At 59.2% G+C, this 16,139-nt stretch carries 18 protein-coding genes and 1 tRNA gene; all 19 read right to left on the bottom strand.

Translation table 11 applies throughout. The features are described from left to right. Nucleotides 1-5 precede the first annotated feature (5 nt). The 19 genes from nuoL to ACQ4WN_RS03100 all read right to left on the bottom strand — a co-directional run bounded on the left by nuoL (nt 6) and on the right by ACQ4WN_RS03100 (nt 16,122). Nucleotides 6-2,120: an NADH-quinone oxidoreductase subunit L gene (nuoL, locus tag ACQ4WN_RS03190; protein ID WP_436550223.1), complete on the bottom strand. Its 2,115-nt coding sequence runs from the start codon at nt 2,118-2,120 to the stop codon at nt 6-8. 46 nt (nt 2,121-2,166) lie between these two features. Further along, entirely contained in the window at nt 2,167-2,475 is a 309-nt protein-coding gene (gene nuoK, locus ACQ4WN_RS03185) for an NADH-quinone oxidoreductase subunit NuoK (RefSeq protein ID WP_010399724.1), read from the bottom strand. After that, the gene (locus ACQ4WN_RS03180) at nt 2,472-3,104 is read right to left on the bottom strand and encodes an NADH-quinone oxidoreductase subunit J (RefSeq protein ID WP_034779507.1); all 633 of its coding nucleotides are present in this window, start codon (nt 3,102-3,104) and stop codon (nt 2,472-2,474) included. Before ACQ4WN_RS03180 ends, nuoK begins: the two co-directional genes overlap by 4 nt. 65 nt (nt 3,105-3,169) lie before the next feature. Further along, nucleotides 3,170-3,658, bottom strand: a complete 489-nt coding sequence (nuoI, locus tag ACQ4WN_RS03175; protein WP_010399726.1) for an NADH-quinone oxidoreductase subunit NuoI — start codon at nt 3,656-3,658, stop codon at nt 3,170-3,172. A gap of 14 nt (nt 3,659-3,672) precedes the next feature. After that, nucleotides 3,673-4,755: an NADH-quinone oxidoreductase subunit NuoH gene (gene nuoH / locus ACQ4WN_RS03170; protein WP_071076363.1), complete on the bottom strand. Its 1,083-nt coding sequence runs from the start codon at nt 4,753-4,755 to the stop codon at nt 3,673-3,675. After that, a complete protein-coding gene (nuoG, locus tag ACQ4WN_RS03165; RefSeq protein WP_436550222.1) occupies nt 4,755-7,088 on the bottom strand; it encodes an NADH-quinone oxidoreductase subunit NuoG in 2,334 nt (777 codons plus the stop codon). The genes nuoH and nuoG overlap by 1 nt, the downstream gene beginning before the upstream one ends. 22 nt (nt 7,089-7,110) lie before the next feature. Next, complete coding sequence (nuoF, locus tag ACQ4WN_RS03160) at nt 7,111-8,406, bottom strand: NADH-quinone oxidoreductase subunit NuoF (RefSeq protein WP_071076361.1); 1,296 nt, start codon at nt 8,404-8,406, stop codon at nt 7,111-7,113. Beyond that, nucleotides 8,403-8,882 (bottom strand): NADH-quinone oxidoreductase subunit NuoE, encoded by a 480-nt coding sequence (gene nuoE / locus ACQ4WN_RS03155; protein WP_035820520.1) that lies wholly within the window; start codon nt 8,880-8,882, stop codon nt 8,403-8,405. The genes nuoF and nuoE overlap by 4 nt, the downstream gene beginning before the upstream one ends. 12 nt (nt 8,883-8,894) lie before the next feature. After that, nucleotides 8,895-10,148 carry an NADH-quinone oxidoreductase subunit D gene (locus ACQ4WN_RS03150; RefSeq protein WP_034749992.1) on the bottom strand — a complete coding sequence of 418 codons (1,254 nt, stop codon included), beginning with the start codon at nt 10,146-10,148 and terminating at the stop codon, nt 8,895-8,897. Further along, complete coding sequence (locus ACQ4WN_RS03145) at nt 10,148-10,741, bottom strand: NADH-quinone oxidoreductase subunit C (protein ID WP_436507523.1); 594 nt, start codon at nt 10,739-10,741, stop codon at nt 10,148-10,150. Before ACQ4WN_RS03145 ends, ACQ4WN_RS03150 begins: the two co-directional genes overlap by 1 nt. 17 nt (nt 10,742-10,758) lie before the next feature. Beyond that, complete coding sequence (locus tag ACQ4WN_RS03140; RefSeq protein WP_010399733.1) at nt 10,759-11,235, bottom strand: NuoB/complex I 20 kDa subunit family protein; 477 nt, start codon at nt 11,233-11,235, stop codon at nt 10,759-10,761. Nucleotides 11,236-11,238: 3 nt separating this feature from the next. Continuing rightward, nucleotides 11,239-11,598 (bottom strand): NADH-quinone oxidoreductase subunit A, encoded by a 360-nt coding sequence (locus ACQ4WN_RS03135; protein WP_010399734.1) that lies wholly within the window; start codon nt 11,596-11,598, stop codon nt 11,239-11,241. Nucleotides 11,599-11,775: 177 nt separating this feature from the next. Further along, nucleotides 11,776-11,860 (bottom strand) — tRNA-Leu (locus ACQ4WN_RS03130). A gap of 202 nt (nt 11,861-12,062) precedes the next feature. Further along, nucleotides 12,063-12,467, bottom strand: coding sequence for a preprotein translocase subunit SecG (gene secG, locus ACQ4WN_RS03125; protein ID WP_101482093.1), 405 nt, complete (start codon nt 12,465-12,467; stop codon nt 12,063-12,065). Nucleotides 12,468-12,495: 28 nt separating this feature from the next. Then, a complete protein-coding gene (tpiA, locus tag ACQ4WN_RS03120; protein WP_436550221.1) occupies nt 12,496-13,245 on the bottom strand; it encodes a triose-phosphate isomerase in 750 nt (249 codons plus the stop codon). Nucleotides 13,246-13,317: 72 nt separating this feature from the next. Then, nucleotides 13,318-14,298: an NAD(P)H-quinone oxidoreductase gene (locus ACQ4WN_RS03115; protein ID WP_436550220.1), complete on the bottom strand. Its 981-nt coding sequence runs from the start codon at nt 14,296-14,298 to the stop codon at nt 13,318-13,320. Nucleotides 14,299-14,366: 68 nt separating this feature from the next. Further along, nucleotides 14,367-14,975 (bottom strand): tetratricopeptide repeat protein, encoded by a 609-nt coding sequence (locus ACQ4WN_RS03110; RefSeq protein WP_436550219.1) that lies wholly within the window; start codon nt 14,973-14,975, stop codon nt 14,367-14,369. 64 nt (nt 14,976-15,039) lie between these two features. Then, a complete protein-coding gene (locus tag ACQ4WN_RS03105) occupies nt 15,040-15,801 on the bottom strand; it encodes a GIN domain-containing protein (protein ID WP_436550218.1) in 762 nt (253 codons plus the stop codon). 111 nt (nt 15,802-15,912) lie between these two features. Beyond that, complete coding sequence (locus ACQ4WN_RS03100; protein ID WP_436550217.1) at nt 15,913-16,122, bottom strand: hypothetical protein; 210 nt, start codon at nt 16,120-16,122, stop codon at nt 15,913-15,915. Nucleotides 16,123-16,139 lie beyond the last annotated feature (17 nt).

Below are 16,139 nucleotides of genomic sequence, written 5' to 3'. Positions count from 1 at the left end.
TCAGCTTACTTAGCGGGCCAGAATGGCAGGAAATAGATCAGGAAGCCCAGCACGCCCAGGATCATCACGAATGCATAGTGATAGATGTAGCCGGTCTGCAGCACTCGCGACAGCGAGGACAGCCAGGCGACGACCTTGGCGCTACCGTTGACCAGCAGGCCATCGATCAGCTTCTTGTCACCGAAGTTCCACAGGCCATTACCCAGCAAGCGGGCACCGCCGGCGAACACGACTTCATTGAACTTGTCCATGTAGTACTTGTTGTCCAGCAGGGTGTGGATCGCGTGGAACTTGGCAAAGAACCAGGCCGGTACACGCGGGTTGACCATGTAGCAGTAGTAGGCTGCCACCACGCCGGACAATGCCAGCCAGAACGGTGCCGTCGACAGGCCGTGGATCGCCATCGCCATCGCGCCGTGGAATTCATGCGACAACTCTTCCATTGCTGGATGGTTTTCGCCGACGAAGATCACGCCCTTGAAGAAATCGCCATGCAGCATCGGGCCGATCGTCAGGTAGCCGATCAGCAGCGACGGGATCGCCAGCATCACCAGCGGGAACCATACGACGAATGGCGATTCATGCGGCTTCTGGCCAGGTTCCAGACCGTGATGCGCGTGGTCGTCTTCGGAATCGTCATGCGATTCCTCTTCATGATGGTCGTCATGTGCATCGCCGTGCGCGCCATGGGCCGCTTTCGGTGCGTGATGGTCGTCATGACCATGCGCGTGCGCCTGGCCGAAACGTTCCTTGCCGTGGAAGACGAGGAAATACATGCGGAACGAGTAGAAGGCGGTAACGAACACGCCAGCCAGCACGGCGAACTGGGCAAAGCCAGCACCCCAGATGTGCGTCGCTTCGACGGCTTCGATGATGCTGTCTTTCGAGTAGAAGCCGGAGAACAGCGGCGTGCCGATCAGGGCCAGCGAACCGACCAGGGAGGTGATCCAGGTGATTGGCATGTATTTGCGCAGGCCACCCATGTTGCGGATGTCCTGGTCATGGTGCATGCCGATGATGACGGAGCCGGCGCCCAGGAACAGCAGTGCCTTGAAGAATGCGTGTGTCATCAGATGGAATACGGCCACGGAGTACGCGGACGAACCCAGCGCGACAGTCATGTAGCCCAGCTGCGACAGGGTCGAGTAAGCGACGACGCGCTTGATGTCGTTCTGGATGATGCCCAGGAAACCCATGAACAGCGCCGTGATGGAGCCGATCACCAGGATGAAGGACAGTGCCGTGTCGGACAGTTCGAACAGCGGCGACATGCGCGAGACCATGAAGATACCGGCCGTCACCATCGTCGCGGCGTGAATCAGTGCCGAGATCGGGGTAGGACCTTCCATCGAGTCAGGCAGCCACACGTGCAGCGGGAACTGCGCCGATTTGCCCATCGCGCCGATGAACAGGCAGATGCAGGCAACGGTCAGCAGGGCCCAGTCGGTGCCTGGCAAGCTCAACAGCGCCAGTTCGTCTTTCTTGGCAAACACTTCCTGGTAGTTCATGGTACCGGCGTAAGCCAGCAGCAGGCCGATGCCCAGGATGAAGCCGAAGTCGCCCACGCGGTTGACCAGGAAAGCCTTCATGTTGGCCACGATGGCCGTCGGACGCTGGTACCAGAAACCGATCAGCAGGTAAGAGACCAGGCCCACGGCTTCCCAACCGAAGAACAGTTGCAGGAAGTTGTTGGCCATGACCAGCATCAGCATCGAGAACGTGAACAGCGAGATGTAGGCGAAGAAGCGGTTGTAGCCTTCGTCGTCCTTCATGTAGCCGATCGTGTAGATGTGCACCATCAGGGAGACGAAGGTGACCACGCACATCATCATCGCCGACAGCGAATCGATCTGGAAGCCCACTTCCATCTTCAGGGTGCCGATCGTCATCCAGTTATAGATCGTGCCATTGAATGTCGCGCCATCCATCACTGCCAGCAGTGTCTGCACGGACAGGATGAACGCAATCAGTACGCCAAGGATCGTCGCGGTATGCGACGTCTTGCGTCCGACCAAATTACCCAGGAACTGGGTGCCAAGCAAACCTGCAATCGCGGCACCGGCCAGCGGCGCCAGCGGTACGGCAAGAAGGAGGTTAGGGTTGAGGAGTTGCCCCGCCATGATGAACCTTAATCGTTATTATTCGAGAGATCGAGTCTGAAAAACATCAGCCTTTAAGGCTGTCCAGGTCTTCGACGTTGATGGTATCCAGATTACGGAACATCACCACCAGAATAGCCAGACCGATAGCCGACTCAGCGGCGGCAACCGTCAGGATGAAGAAAACGAAGATCTGACCGGCCGCGTCGCCCATGAAATGGGAGAACGCGATGAAATTCATATTCACCGCCAGCAGCATCAATTCGATTGCCATCAGCAATACGATGATGTTCTTGCGGTTCAGGAAAATACCGACGATCGAGATTGCGAACAGGATCGCGCCCAGGACCAGAAAATGTGTGAGCGATAATGTCATGGTGCCTCCTTAACTTCCGGCTCAGCCGCAGGACGCTCGACAACCGCGTCCATCTTGATGATCTTCAGGCGGTCGTTGCGCTTGACGCGTACCGCATCGCCTGGAGCAAAATGCTTGGTATCCTTGCGTTTGCGCAGGGTCAGTGCGACTGCGGCAACGATGGCCACCAGCAGCACGACGGCAGCGATCTCGAAGGCGAACACATATTTCGTGTAGATCAGCAGGCCCAGTTCCTTGGTGCCGCCCAGGTTGACGTTCACCGGAGCGATGCTAGGCGCAAAGTTGCGGAAACCGTGCCACAGGACAGCAGCCATTTCCAGCACGATGATCACGCCCACCGTCACGGACAGCGGCAGATAGCCCCAGAAACCTTCGCGCATGCGGTCGATATTGATATCGAGCATCATGACCACGAAGAGGAACAGCACCATCACGGCGCCGACATACACCAATACCAGCACGATGGCCAGGAATTCAGCTTGCAGCAGCATCCAGATGCCCGCTGCGGAAAAGAAGGACAGTACCAGGAACAGTACTGCGTGGACCGGATTACGGGCCGTGATGACGCGCGTCGCTGCCAGAATCAAGATCAGCGCGAAGGCGTAAAACAAAATTGTTTTAAAGTCCATAAAAAACCCAATAGACGTACAGATGAACGAGGGGCGCGCCGCAGCCTAGGGCTACGGCGCATCCATCAGCGATAAGGTGCGTCGGCGGCGCGCGCAGCGGCGATGTCATTTTCATAACGATCACCTACGGCCAGCAACATCTCTTTCGTGTAATACAAATCCCCGCGTTTCTCGCCGTGGTATTCCAGGATTTGCGTCTCGACGATCGAATCGACCGGGCAGGACTCTTCGCAGAAACCGCAGAAGATGCACTTGGTCAAGTCAATATCGTAACGCGTGGTGCGGCGCGAACCGTCGTCACGCTGTTCCGATTCGATCGTGATGGCCATCGCCGGGCAAACTGCTTCACACAGTTTGCAGGCGATGCAACGTTCCTCGCCGTTCGGGTAGCGGCGCAGCGCGTGCAAGCCACGGAAACGCGGCGAGATCGGTGTCTTCTCTTCCGGGAATTGCACCGTGATCTTGCGCGAAAACATGTACTTGCCTGTCAGCGCCATGCCCTTGATCAGCTCGCCTAACAAGAGGCTGCTGAAGAAATCTTTTACCTTATCCATTCGTATGCACTCTCTTACTTCCAAATATTCCAGGATGTCTGCATCCAGGCAGCGACGAAGACCAAGTAGACCAGCGTCAACGGGATAAACACTTTCCAGCCGAGGCGCATGATCTGGTCATAACGGTAGCGTGGGAAAGTACCGCGCACCCAGATGAACACCGACACGATGAAGAAGGTCTTGGCAAACAGCCAGAAGAAGCCGCCGAAACCACCCCAGAACTCAAGGAAAGCAAATGGTGCGGACCAGCCACCGAGGAACATGATCGAAGCCAGCGCGCCGATCAGTATCATGTTGGCGTATTCGGCCAGCATGAACATGGCGTAGGCCATGCCCGAGTACTCGACCATGTGGCCGGCAACGATTTCCGACTCGCCTTCGACGACGTCGAACGGGTGACGGTTGGCTTCAGCAAGGCCCGACACCAGGTAGATGACGAACATCGGCAGCAGCGGCAACCAGTTCCACGACAGGAAGTTCACGCCCTTGTCGGCGAAGAAGCCGATTTGCTGGCCGCCAACGATGTCGATGAAGTTCAGGCTGCCCGAGACCATCAGCACGATGACCATCACGAAGCCCATCGGGATTTCATACGAAATCATCTGTGCCGAAGCGCGCATGGCGCCCATGAACGAGTACTTCGAGTTCGACGCCCAGCCGGCGATGATGATGCCGTAGACTTCCATCGAGGTAATCGCCAGCAGCATCAGCAAGCCCGCGTTGACGTTGGCCAGCACGGCTTGCGGGCCGAATGGCACGACCGACCAGGCGGCCAGGGCCGGCATGATGGTCATGATCGGGCCGATCACGAACAGGCCCTTGGCGGCCTTGGACGGGATGATGATCTCTTTGAACAAGAGTTTCAGCGCATCGGCGATCGGCTGCAGCAAGCCCAGCGGACCGACGCGGTTCGGGCCGACGCGGATCTGGATCCAGCCGATCAGCTTGCGTTCCCACAAGGTCAGGTAGGCAACCAGGCCCATCAGCGGCAACAGCACGCACAGGATCTTGATCAGGGTCCAGAAGAACGGCCAGGAGCCGCCCAGCAAATCCTGGCCGCTGCTGTTGATGACGTTTACAAATTCAGGCAGAGCCATCAGATTTTCCCCTCTGCTGTTTCAACTGTGATGTCACCGAACATGCCGCCCAGGCTAGCCGTCGAGGAATGCGCCGCCGACACTTTGACCACATTGGCTGGCAGGCCGGCATGGATTGCCGCCACCAGGATGGCACTGCCGGCGCCTTGCGCCACTTTGACCTTGTCGCCTGCCTTGATGCCCAGCTTGCCAGCCAGTTCGGCGGACAAATGTGCTTGCGGCGCAGCGCCATCGACCGTGCGTTGCAAAGGTTCGGAGCGGCGCACCAGCGCGTCGGCGAAGTAGATCGGCACGTCAGCGATGCGTTGCAGTGCCGGCGAAGCCGGTGCGTAGCTTGCCGCTTCCGGCGCGTTCCTGGCGATATTGTTCAGCTGTGCCGACAGATCGGTCACGCCGGCACCAAACGCTTCGTCGCGGATCGCTTCGGAAGTGTCGTAATCGAAACCGGCCAGGCCCAGGATGTTGCCCAGCACGCGCAGCACTTTCCAGGCTGGACGGGTTTCCGCCAGCGGTTTCACGGTGCCGTTGAAGCTTTGCGCGCGGCCTTCGCAGTTGACGAAGGTACCCGAGGTTTCAGCGAACGGCGCGATCGGCAGCAAGACATCGGCGTAATCCATGCCGTGCTTGAAGGCCGACATCGCCACGACCATGTCGGCGCCATCCAGGGCGGCGCGGGCCGCTTGTGGATTGGCAGCATCGAGTTCCGGCTCGGCGTGCAGCAGCACGTAAGCTTTCTTCGGCACGGCAAAGGCAGCTTGCACATTGGCGCGCGGCTTGGCGACCAGGTGCGCGCCAACCGTATTGGCCGCTTCCGTCAGGTAACCGAGCTTGGCGCCCGTCTGTTCGGCGATCCATTGCGCGGCGGCATGCAGTTGCGATGCTTGCGGGTGTTGCGTTGCCGCGTTACCCAGCAGCACGGCGCCGTTGTCGCCGGCCATCAGACTGGCGGCGATGGCGACAGCCACGTCCGAAGCGGTAACCGCTTCAAAACCAGCCGGCGCGGCGATTTCTTTCGCTTTAGCAACAGCGACGACCACTTCCGACAAGGCCGCCAGCCAATCGCCTGGTGCAACGATCATCTTGTTGGCGATGGTGATCAGTTGATCATCGTCCGAGGCGTGCAGGATCGACAGCTTGGCGCCGCCCTTGACGGACGCGCGCAAACGCGTGGCCAGCAATGGATGATCCTTGCGCAGGAACGAGCCGATGACGAAGGCGCGCTTGATCTGGCCAAATTCGTTGATCGGCATGCCCAGCCATGGCTTGACGCCGGCATCGAGCGCGAAGTCGGTCTGGCGCAGGCGGAAGTCGACGTTCTCTGAACCGAGGCCGTGGGCGACTTTTTGCAGCAGGACCAGCTCTTCGACAGTCGAATGCGGCGTTGCCAGCGCGGCGATGGCGTCAGCGCCATGCTCGTGCTTGATATTTTTCAAACCGTGCGCCACGTATTCCAGCGCGGTCTGCCAATCGACTTCTTTCCACTCGTTGCCTTGTTTCAGCATCGGGGAAGTCAGGCGTTCAGCGCTGTCCAGCGCTTCGTACGAGAAACGGTCCTTGTCCGAGATCCAGCACTCGTTGACAGCTTCGTTTTCCAGTGGCAACACGCGCTTGACCTTGCCAGCTTTCACTTGCACGATCAGGTTCGTGCCCAGGCCGTCATGCGGGCTGACCGATTTGCGGCGCGACAGTTCCCACGTACGGGCGCTGTAGCGGAATGGCTTCGAGGTCAGTGCGCCAACGGGGCACAGGTCGATCATGTTGCCCGACAGTTCGGAGTCGACCGTCTGGCCGACAAACGACACGATTTCCGAGTGTTCGCCGCGACCGATCATGCCCAGCTCCATCACGCCGGCCACTTCCTGGCCAAAGCGTACGCAGCGGGTGCACTGGATGCAGCGCGACATTTCCTGCATGGAAACCAGCGGACCGGCTTCCTTCGGCTGCACCACGCGCTTGTCTTCCTTGTAGCGCGATTCGCTCTTGCCGTAGCCCACGGCCAAGTCTTGCAACTGGCATTCGCCGCCCTGATCGCAGATAGGGCAATCAAGCGGGTGGTTAATGAGCAAGAATTCCATGACCGACTTTTGCGCCTGCACAGCTTTATCGCTGGCGGAGCGCACGATCATGCCGGCACTGACCGGGGTCGCACAAGCGGGCAAAGGCTTGGGCGCCTTTTCCACTTCGACCAGGCACATGCGGCAGTTCGCTGCGATCGACAATTTCTTGTGATAGCAGAAGTGCGGAATGTAGGTTCCCAATTTGTTGGCGGCGTCCATCACCATGCTACCAGCAGGGACTTCGACTTTTTTGCCGTCTATTTCGATTTCAACCATGGTGATCGTTACCTGACGCAGCTTAGATATATGCGGGCACTAAGCAATGCTTGTGCTCGATATGATATTCAAATTCTTCACGGAAATTCTTAATGAAGGCCCGTACCGGCATGGCAGCCGCATCGCCCAGCGCGCAAATGGTGCGGCCCTGGATGTTGTCGGCGATCGAGTTGAGCATGTCCAGGTCGTCTGGACGACCCTGCCCTTGCTCGATGCGGTGCACCATGCGGTACATCCAGCCTGTGCCTTCACGGCAAGGCGTACACTGGCCGCACGATTCTTCAAAGTAGAAGTAGGACAGGCGTTCCAGCGCCTTTACCATGCAGCGTGTTTCGTCCATCACGATGACGGCGCCCGAACCCAGCATCGAACCGGCTTTCGCGATCGAGTCATAGTCCAGGTCGGTCTGCATCATGATGTCGCCGCGAATCACCGGCGCGGACGAGCCGCCAGGGATCACGGCCTTGATCTTTTTGCCACCACGCATGCCGCCTGCCAGTTCCAGCAGGGTCGCAAACGGGGTGCCGAGCGGCACTTCGTAGTTGCCCGGTTTTTCCACGTCGCCCGAGATCGAGAAGATCTTCGAACCGCCATTGTTCGGCTTGCCCATCGCCAGGTATTTCTCTGGACCGATGTTCAGCACGAAGGGCACGGCCGCGAAGGTTTCCGTGTTGTTGATCGTCGTCGGCTTGCCGTACAGGCCAAACGAGGCTGGGAAAGGCGGCTTGAAGCGCGGCTGGCCTTTCTTGCCTTCCAGCGACTCCAGCAGGGCCGTTTCTTCGCCGCAGATGTAAGCGCCATAACCATGGTGCGCATGCAACTGGAATGAGAACTCGCTGCCCATGATCTTGTCGCCCAGGAAACCGGCGGCGCGCGCCTCTTCCAGCGCTTCTTCGAAACGGGCGTACTCGGCCCAGATTTCGCCGTGGATATAGTTATAGCCAACGGTGATGCCCATCGCATAAGCGCCAATGGCCATGCCTTCGATCAGCGCATGGGGATTGTAACGAATGATGTCGCGGTCCTTGAAAGTGCCCGGCTCGCCTTCATCTGTATTGCAGACGAGGTATTTTTGACCCGGGAACTGGCGCGGCATGAAGCTCCACTTCAAGCCGGTAGGGAAACCCGCGCCGCCACGGCCGCGCAAGGACGAAGCCTTGAGGTCGGCGATGATCTGTTCCGGCGTGATTTTCTCTTCCAGGATACGCCGCAGTGCCGAATAGCCGCCGCGGTTCACATAGTCTTGCAAATGCCAGTTCTTGCCATCCAGATCCTTCAGGATCAATGGATCGATATGGCGGTTGTGGAGTGACGTCATTTCTTGAGTTCCTCCAGCATGGCGTCGATTTTCTCGTTCGACATCCAGCTGCACATGGTTTTATTACTGACCAGCAAGACCGGCGCATCGCCGCAAGCACCCATGCACTCGCCTTCAACCAGAGTGAACTGGCCGTCGGCGGTGGTTTCGCGGAAATCGATACCCAGTTTCTGCTTCAGGTACTCTGCAGCGCGTACGCCGCCCGACAGGGCGCATGGCAGGTTGGTGCACACGGTGATCTTGTGCTTGCCCACGGGTTTCACGTTGTACATATTGTAGAACGTGGCCACTTCCTGCACGGCAATCGCCGGCATGCCGATGTAATCGGCCAGTTCCTTCATGGTTTCCGGCGCCAGCCAGCCCAGTTCATCCTGGGCATGGGCCAGCGCGGCCATGACGGCCGACTGACGCTGGTCGGCCGGGTACTTGGCCAGCTCGCGGTCAATTTTCTTATAGCATTGCTCTGATAACAACATACTTTTTGCCTCTTAGCGGTCAATACTGCCGAACACGATATCTTGCGTCCCGATGATGGTCACGGCGTCGGCAAGCATGTGCCCACGCGCCATCTCGTCGAGCGACTGCAAGTGAGCGTAGTCTGGCGCGCGCAGTTTCATGCGGTACGGCTTGTTGGCGCCATCGGACACCAGGTACACGCCGAACTCGCCCTTCGGATGTTCCACGGCGCTGTAGGCCTCGCCTGGCGGCACGTGGAAACCTTCGGTAAACAGCTTGAAGTGGTGAATCAACGATTCCATGTTGGTCTTCATGTCGACGCGGCCCGGAGGCGCTACCTTGCGGTTGCTGGTCATGACAGGACCTTCATTGTTGCGCAGCCACTCCACGCATTGCTTGATGATGCGGTTCGACTGGCGCAACTCTTCCACGCGGACCAGGTAGCGGTCGTAGCAATCGCCGTTGGTGCCGATAGGAATGTCGAAATCCATCAGGTCGTACACTTCGTACGGCTGTTTCTTGCGCAAGTCCCACTGCACGCCCGAGCCGCGCAGCATGGCGCCCGTAAAGCCCATGGCCAGCGCATCTTCCGGCGAGACCACGCCGATGCCGACGGTACGCTGTTTCCAGATACGGTTGTCGGTCAGCAAGGTTTCGTACTCGTCCACGGAATTCGGGAAACGGCGCGCAAAGTCTTCGATGAAGTCCAGCAGGGAGCCCTGGCGGTTTTCATTGAGTTTGCCGATCGCCTTGGCGTTACGGATGATCGACGCCTTGTGCTGCGGCATGGCGTCCGGCAAGTCGCGGTACACGCCGCCCGGACGGTAGTAAGCCGCGTGCATGCGCGCGCCCGAGACTGCCTCGTAGGCGTCGAACAAGTCTTCGCGGTCGCGGAAGCAATACAGGAACGGGCCCATGGCGCCAACGTCCAGCGCATGGGTGCCCAGCCACATCAGGTGATTCAGGATGCGCGTCATCTCGTCGAACATGACGCGGATGTATTGCGCGCGCAGCGGCACTTCCAGGCCCAGCATCTTTTCGATGGCCATCACGTACGCATGTTCATTGCACATCATCGACACATAGTCGAGACGGTCCATGTACGGCACGGATTGCAGATAGGTCTTTTGCTCGGCCAGCTTTTCGGTGGCGCGGTGCAGCAGGCCGATATGCGGGTCGGCACGCTGGATGACTTCGCCATCCATCTCCAGCACCAGGCGCAGCACACCGTGCGCGGCCGGATGCTGTGGCCCAAAGTTCAGGGTGTAGTTCTTAATCTCAGCCATTATTTCATCCCGTAATGTTCTTCGCGGATCACGCGCGGCACGTTTTCCCGCGGCTCGATCGTCACGGGCTGGTAAATCACGCGCTTCTGTTCCGGATCGTAACGCATCTCGACATAGCCGGAGACGGGGAAATCCTTGCGGAACGGATGACCGATGAAACCGTAGTCGGTCAGCAGGCGGCGCAAGTCGTTGTGGCCTTCGAAGAGGATGCCCAGCAAGTCGAACGCTTCGCGCTCATACCAGTTGACGGCACGCCAGATGCTCACCACGGAGGGCAGCAGCGGCATGTCGTCGTCGGGTGCGAACACGCGTACGCGCACGCGCCAGTTGTGCTTGACCGACAGCAAGTGCGAGACGGCCGCAAAACGCAGGCCATCCCAGCTACCGTCGCCATAGGTCGAGTAGTCGACGCCGCACAGGTCGAGCAATTGCTCGAAATGCAGGCTCGGATCATCGCGCAAGGTCTGCATCACGGCCAGATAGTCCTCGGCCTTGACGACCAGGGTGACTTCGCCCAGCGCAACGGTCGTGCTAACGCGATCGCCCAGGGCAGTGCCGAGGGCGTTTTGCAATACTTCTAAATGTGTTGTCATAATCTGAAGCGGCCCGGTTAGCGTGCGATCGTGCTGGTACGCTTGATCTTGTTCTGCAACTGCATGATGCCGTACAGCAAGGCTTCAGCGGTCGGAGGACAGCCAGGCACATACACGTCGACGGGCACGATGCGGTCGCAACCGCGCACCACAGAATAGGAGTAATGGTAGTACCCGCCCCCATTGGCGCAGGAACCCATCGAGATGACCCAGCGTGGCTCTGCCATCTGGTCGTAGACCTTGCGCAGGGCCGGCGCCATCTTGTTGCACAGGGTACCGGCAACGATCATGACGTCGGACTGACGCGGCGACGGACGAAACACGACGCCGAAACGGTCCATATCGTAGCGGGCTGCGCCCACATGCATCATTTCGACCGCACAGCAGGCCAGACCGAACGTCATCGGGAACATAGACCCGGTGCGCGCCCAGTTGATCAGCTTGTCGGCCGAGGTGGTGATGAAACCTTCGCTTAATACGCCTTCAATAGCCATGGCTTATTCCCAGTCAAGGGCACCTTTCTTCCAAATGTACCAAAATCCGACCACGAATTCAGCGATGAACACCATCATCGTGACGAAACCGGCCCAGCCCAGGTCGCGCATTGCAACGCCCCATGGGAAAAAGAATGCCGTTTCCAGATCGAACAAAATAAACAGGATTGCGACCAGATAGTAGCGCACATCAAATTTCATGCGCGCGTCTTCGAATGCTTCAAAGCCACATTCGTACGGGGAGAGTTTTGCTGCGTCAGGCTTATTAGGACCTAACAGGCGCCCCAGGAGCTGGGGAGCGATACCGACACCAAGGCCGATAATAATAAACAGCAGGACGGGGAAGTAATTTTCGAGGTTCACGATTGATAAGCTTATATTGAACGATCGGTTAAATGAGGACGCTGCGATCATTTGCAGCGTATCTAACGCACGACCCCAATCAAAGCTAAGACCAGGATCGAACGACACATCCTCGTAAAAAAAGCCAGCAACTTTGTACGAGCCATGGCCCGTGCGCCGTTGCTGGCTTCTGATTTCTGGTGCCGACGACGAGACTCGAACTCGTACAGCTTTCGCCACTACCCCCTCAAGATAGCGTGTCTACCAATTTCACCACGTCGGCGGTAAGGCCCGTATTCTACTCTGCTTTGCCGCTAAAGTTAATGCACAAATGCATCAAAACACAGATAAAAACGATAAATTTTTACATCTTCCAGCGCGTCACGATTTTTTCCTGCCGCGCTGCTAAAACATTGAGCAACAATCTGCCCGTAATGAGAACTACTCTCGATGAGGTATCGAGGTGCCGCTCAGTGACGACACAATTACTTCGGAATCGCGCCTGCCGGGGTGCTGGCAACCGGTGCCGCCGCTGCAGGAGCGCTGGCGACCGGTGCTGCTGCAGGTACCGTCGTCGGAATCGCGCCCGCGCCGGTGACTGGCACTGGCTTGACGACTTTATCCATCACGCCGCCGCCGACGGTGGTGGCGCGCTGATTAGCCATCAGCGACAGAGCCAGGGTGGCACCGAAGAAAATCGCGGCGGCAACGCCCGTCGATTTCGACATGAAGTTCGACGAACCCGTCGCACCGAACAGGCTGCCCGAGGCGCCCGAACCGAAGGCGGCGCCCATGTCGGCGCCCTTGCCGTGCTGCAGCAACACCAGCGCGATAATCGACAATGCCGAAATAACCTGTACTACCACTACCAGATTGAACATCATGTTCATTGCAATTCCATTCTTAGTTTAAATTAATTCAATCAGCGGCGTGAATAATTGCCAGGAAATCCGCCGCCTTCAATGCTGCCCCACCGATCAGACCGCCATCGATATCCGGCATCGCCATCAATTCTTTTGCGTTCTCCGGCTTCATGCTGCCGCCGTACAGGATCTGCACGCCGGCCGCCGCTACCGCATTCTTTGCCGCCACCTGGCCGCGCAATACCTGATGCACGTCCTGCGCCATGTGCGGCGTGGCCGTCTTGCCCGTGCCGATAGCCCAGACTGGCTCGTAAGCCAGCACCAGTTTCGCCACGTCGTCGGTGGAAATCGCCGCCAGCACGGCACCCAGCTGCTGCGCTACCACGACGTCGGTCTGACCCGCTTCGCGCTGCGCCAGCGTTTCGCCGATGCAAACGATAGGCGTGATGCCTGCCGCCAGCGCGGCAACCGTCTTGGCCGCCACCTGCGCATCGCTCTCGCCGTGATAGGCGCGGCGCTCGGAATGCCCGATCACCACATAGCTGCAGCCAAAATCCTGCAGCATCGCGACCGAGATTTCTCCCGTGTAGGCGCCACCGGCGTGCGCGGACACATCCTGCGCGCCCCAACCAAGAGCCGAGCCTGCCAATTGCGCCTGGCACTGCGCCAGATACGGCGCGGGCACACAGACAGCGCTGGCGGCGCCAGAGGCAGTCAGGCCAGCCACTATTTCAGACAATAACACCGCGTTCGAGGTGCGACTGCCGTTCATTTTCCAATTTCCGACGACGAGTTTGCGACGCATAGTAGCCTAAATTCTAATAACCCGTCATTCTAACTCCGGCACCGATGCCGGTCAAACAGGCAGTGCCCCGTTTCAGGCAACTTGCAACATGATCTTGCCCACGTGCATGCTCGCTTCCATCAAGGCATGCGCCTCGTTAGCTTTTTCCAATGGGAAAGTTTGATAGATCACAGGTTTGATCTTGCCCGCCTCGATCAGGGGCCAGACGGTCGCGCGCAAATGGTTCGCGATGGCAGCCTTGAAGGCGACGGGACGGGGACGCAGGGTGGAGCCGCTGACGCTCAGGCGGCGGCGCAGCACCTGCCCCAGGTCCAGGGTGGCCTTGCTACCACCCTGCACGGCGATCAGGCCGATGCGGCCATCGTCGGCCAGGCAGTCGATCTCGCGCGGCAGGTAGTCGCCGCCCACCATGTCGAGGATGACGTCGACACCCTTGCCAGCGGTCAATTCCTTGACGACAGCCACGAAATCTTCCGTGCGGTAATTGATGCCCCGCTCGGCGCCCAACGCTTCGCAGGCGCGCGCCTTCTCGTCGCTGCCCGCCGTGGCGAACACGCGGTGGCCGAGCGCTGCCGCCAATTGAATGGCCGCCACGCCGATGCCGGACGTGCCGCCCTGCACCAGCAAGGTTTCACCATCGGCCAGCGCGCAGCGGTCGAAGACATTGCTCCAGACGGTAAAGAAGTTTTCCGGCAGGGACGCGCCTTCCAGCGCCGTCAAGCCTTTGGGCAAGGGCAGGCACTGGCCGCTTGGGGCTGCACAGTACTCGGCATAGCCGCCGCCCTGCACCAGGGCGCAGACCAGGTCGCCTTTTTTGAATGCAGTGTTGCCAAAGTCGCCATCGACGACTTCGCCCGCCACTTCCAGGCCTGGCAAGTCGGACGCGCCGGCGGGCGGCGCATACTTGCCCAGGCGCTGCAGCACGTCGGGACGGTTAATGCCGGCCGCGTGCACCTTGATCAGCAGTTCGCCCGCTTTATAGTGCGGCATCGGACGTTCGGCGATCTGCAAAACGTCGGCGGGACCTGGCTGGCTGATGACAACTGCACGCATGGCGGGACTCTCTCAGGGGAAAACGGCGATTGTACGCCAAGCCGCCGTGCCTTGCTGAGCACCTCCCGCTAAACGCCGCCCGTGTTCGACTGGCGCGGCAATGGCATGCCCGGCTTCCATTTCGCGGACAGGGCCTGCCCTTCCTCGACCTGCTCATGCGTCATCTTGCGCACCACGGCGGCGCGCTGGTCGGCCGCATTCGCGTTGCCGTTGGCTGCCGCCAGGTTCCACAGCATGTAGGCGATGACATTGTCCTGCGGCACGCCGCCCATATGGTAGCGATACATCAGGCCCAGCACCTGCTGCGCCTCCGCATGGTTCTGCTCGGCCGCCTTGCGGAACCAGCCCACGGCCTGCTTGTGGTCTTGCAGCACGGCGTTGCCCGTGTAATACATAGCGCCCACTACATACTGGGCATCGGCCTTGCCCTGCTCGGCCGCCTTGCGGTGCCAGAACATGGCTTGCTTGTAATCTTGCGGCAAGCCGCGCCCCATGTAATACATCAAGCCCAGCAAATGCTGGGCATCGGCGTTGCCGGTCTTAGCAAGTGGCAATATTTCCTTGTAAGCCAGCGCGTAATTCTTGTTGTTGTAGGCGCTGGCGCCTTCGACGAAGCCAGCCCGCGCGGGTAGCTGTATCGTCAACAGCATGAGTAATGTAATGATCAGTTTTTTCATCGGAATGGGATGTGGTCTGACTACTTATTCTTATTCTGCCAATAACACCTGCGACAGGATGCTTTTACTTCCAGCTTACTTTGCCCAGGCCCTCGACGCTGACATCGCGGTTGGCCGGCTTGCCGTACACCACCACCGAACCGAGTCCGCTCAGGTTCAGCTTGGCATTCGTTTGGGCATTCACCGTGGCGTTGCCGAGCCCACTCAATTCCAGGTTGACGGCGTCCGCTTCGAATTGCTGCGCATTCAGGCTGCCCAGGCCGCCCAGGCTGGCTTTCAGGATGCGCCCGCGTCCGCCCAGCACTACCGAGCCGGCACCCTGCAAGTCCAGCTCCGCTTTTTCGTTATTGCCGATCCAGAGCTGCATGCTGCCCACGCCACCCAGGCTGGCATTGAGCTTGCGGTAGTCGCCCACCAGCTTGATGCTGCCCGCACCTTCCAGCGACAGGGTCAGCTCCTCACCCTTGAAACCCGTGATATCGGTGCTGCCAAAGCCTTCCGAACTCAGTTCGCGCAAGTTCGGCAAGACCAGGTCGGCGCGTATCGACGAGGGGCCGATCTTGAAGCCGCGCACTTCTGTTTCGATATGCAGGGTGTCGCCGCTTTGCGCCGTGCTGACATCGGCGATGTAGCGCTTGTCGGCCGTGATGCTCAGCGAAGCAACGTTGCCCTGGCGAATGCGCACTTCCATCACACCATCGAGCTTGACGCGCACTACGCGGGCATCGATGTTGCGCATCTCCAGCAAGCGGGTCTCGGCGGCCGCGCCGCGCACCAGGCCCAGTGTCGCCAGGAACAGCAGCGCCAGTTGCAGTGTCTTTTTCATGTAATGCATCCTCGGAATCTTGTTTTTATCTGTCTGGCCGCCCGCCGGGGAGGGCGCCTGCATTGCTCGCGCAGCACCACTGTAGCAGCGCGGAAAATTGCTGACAATCAATTATGCAAAACGGGATTTTTCTGCTGCGCTGAGGCGCTTGGCCTTGATCACCACCACTTGCATGGCAGCCTTGTTCGCTGGCGCGGCCAGGGTGGCCGTGGAACTGGCCACTTGCAGGGCCGGGGCGGCCGGGGCAATGGCGTAGCAGCTGGCGCTGACCAGGATGGCGGCGGCAACGGCAATGATTTCCATGTTTTTAGCGACGTTCATGTTGTTCTCCTCGGGTG

This window comes from Janthinobacterium pasteuri (assembly GCF_051380775.1).
In the GTDB taxonomy this organism is placed as follows: domain Bacteria; phylum Pseudomonadota; class Gammaproteobacteria; order Burkholderiales; family Burkholderiaceae_D; genus Janthinobacterium.
The sequence above is the reverse complement of the archived record's forward strand: the minus strand, read 5'-3'. Positions and strand labels throughout refer to the sequence as shown.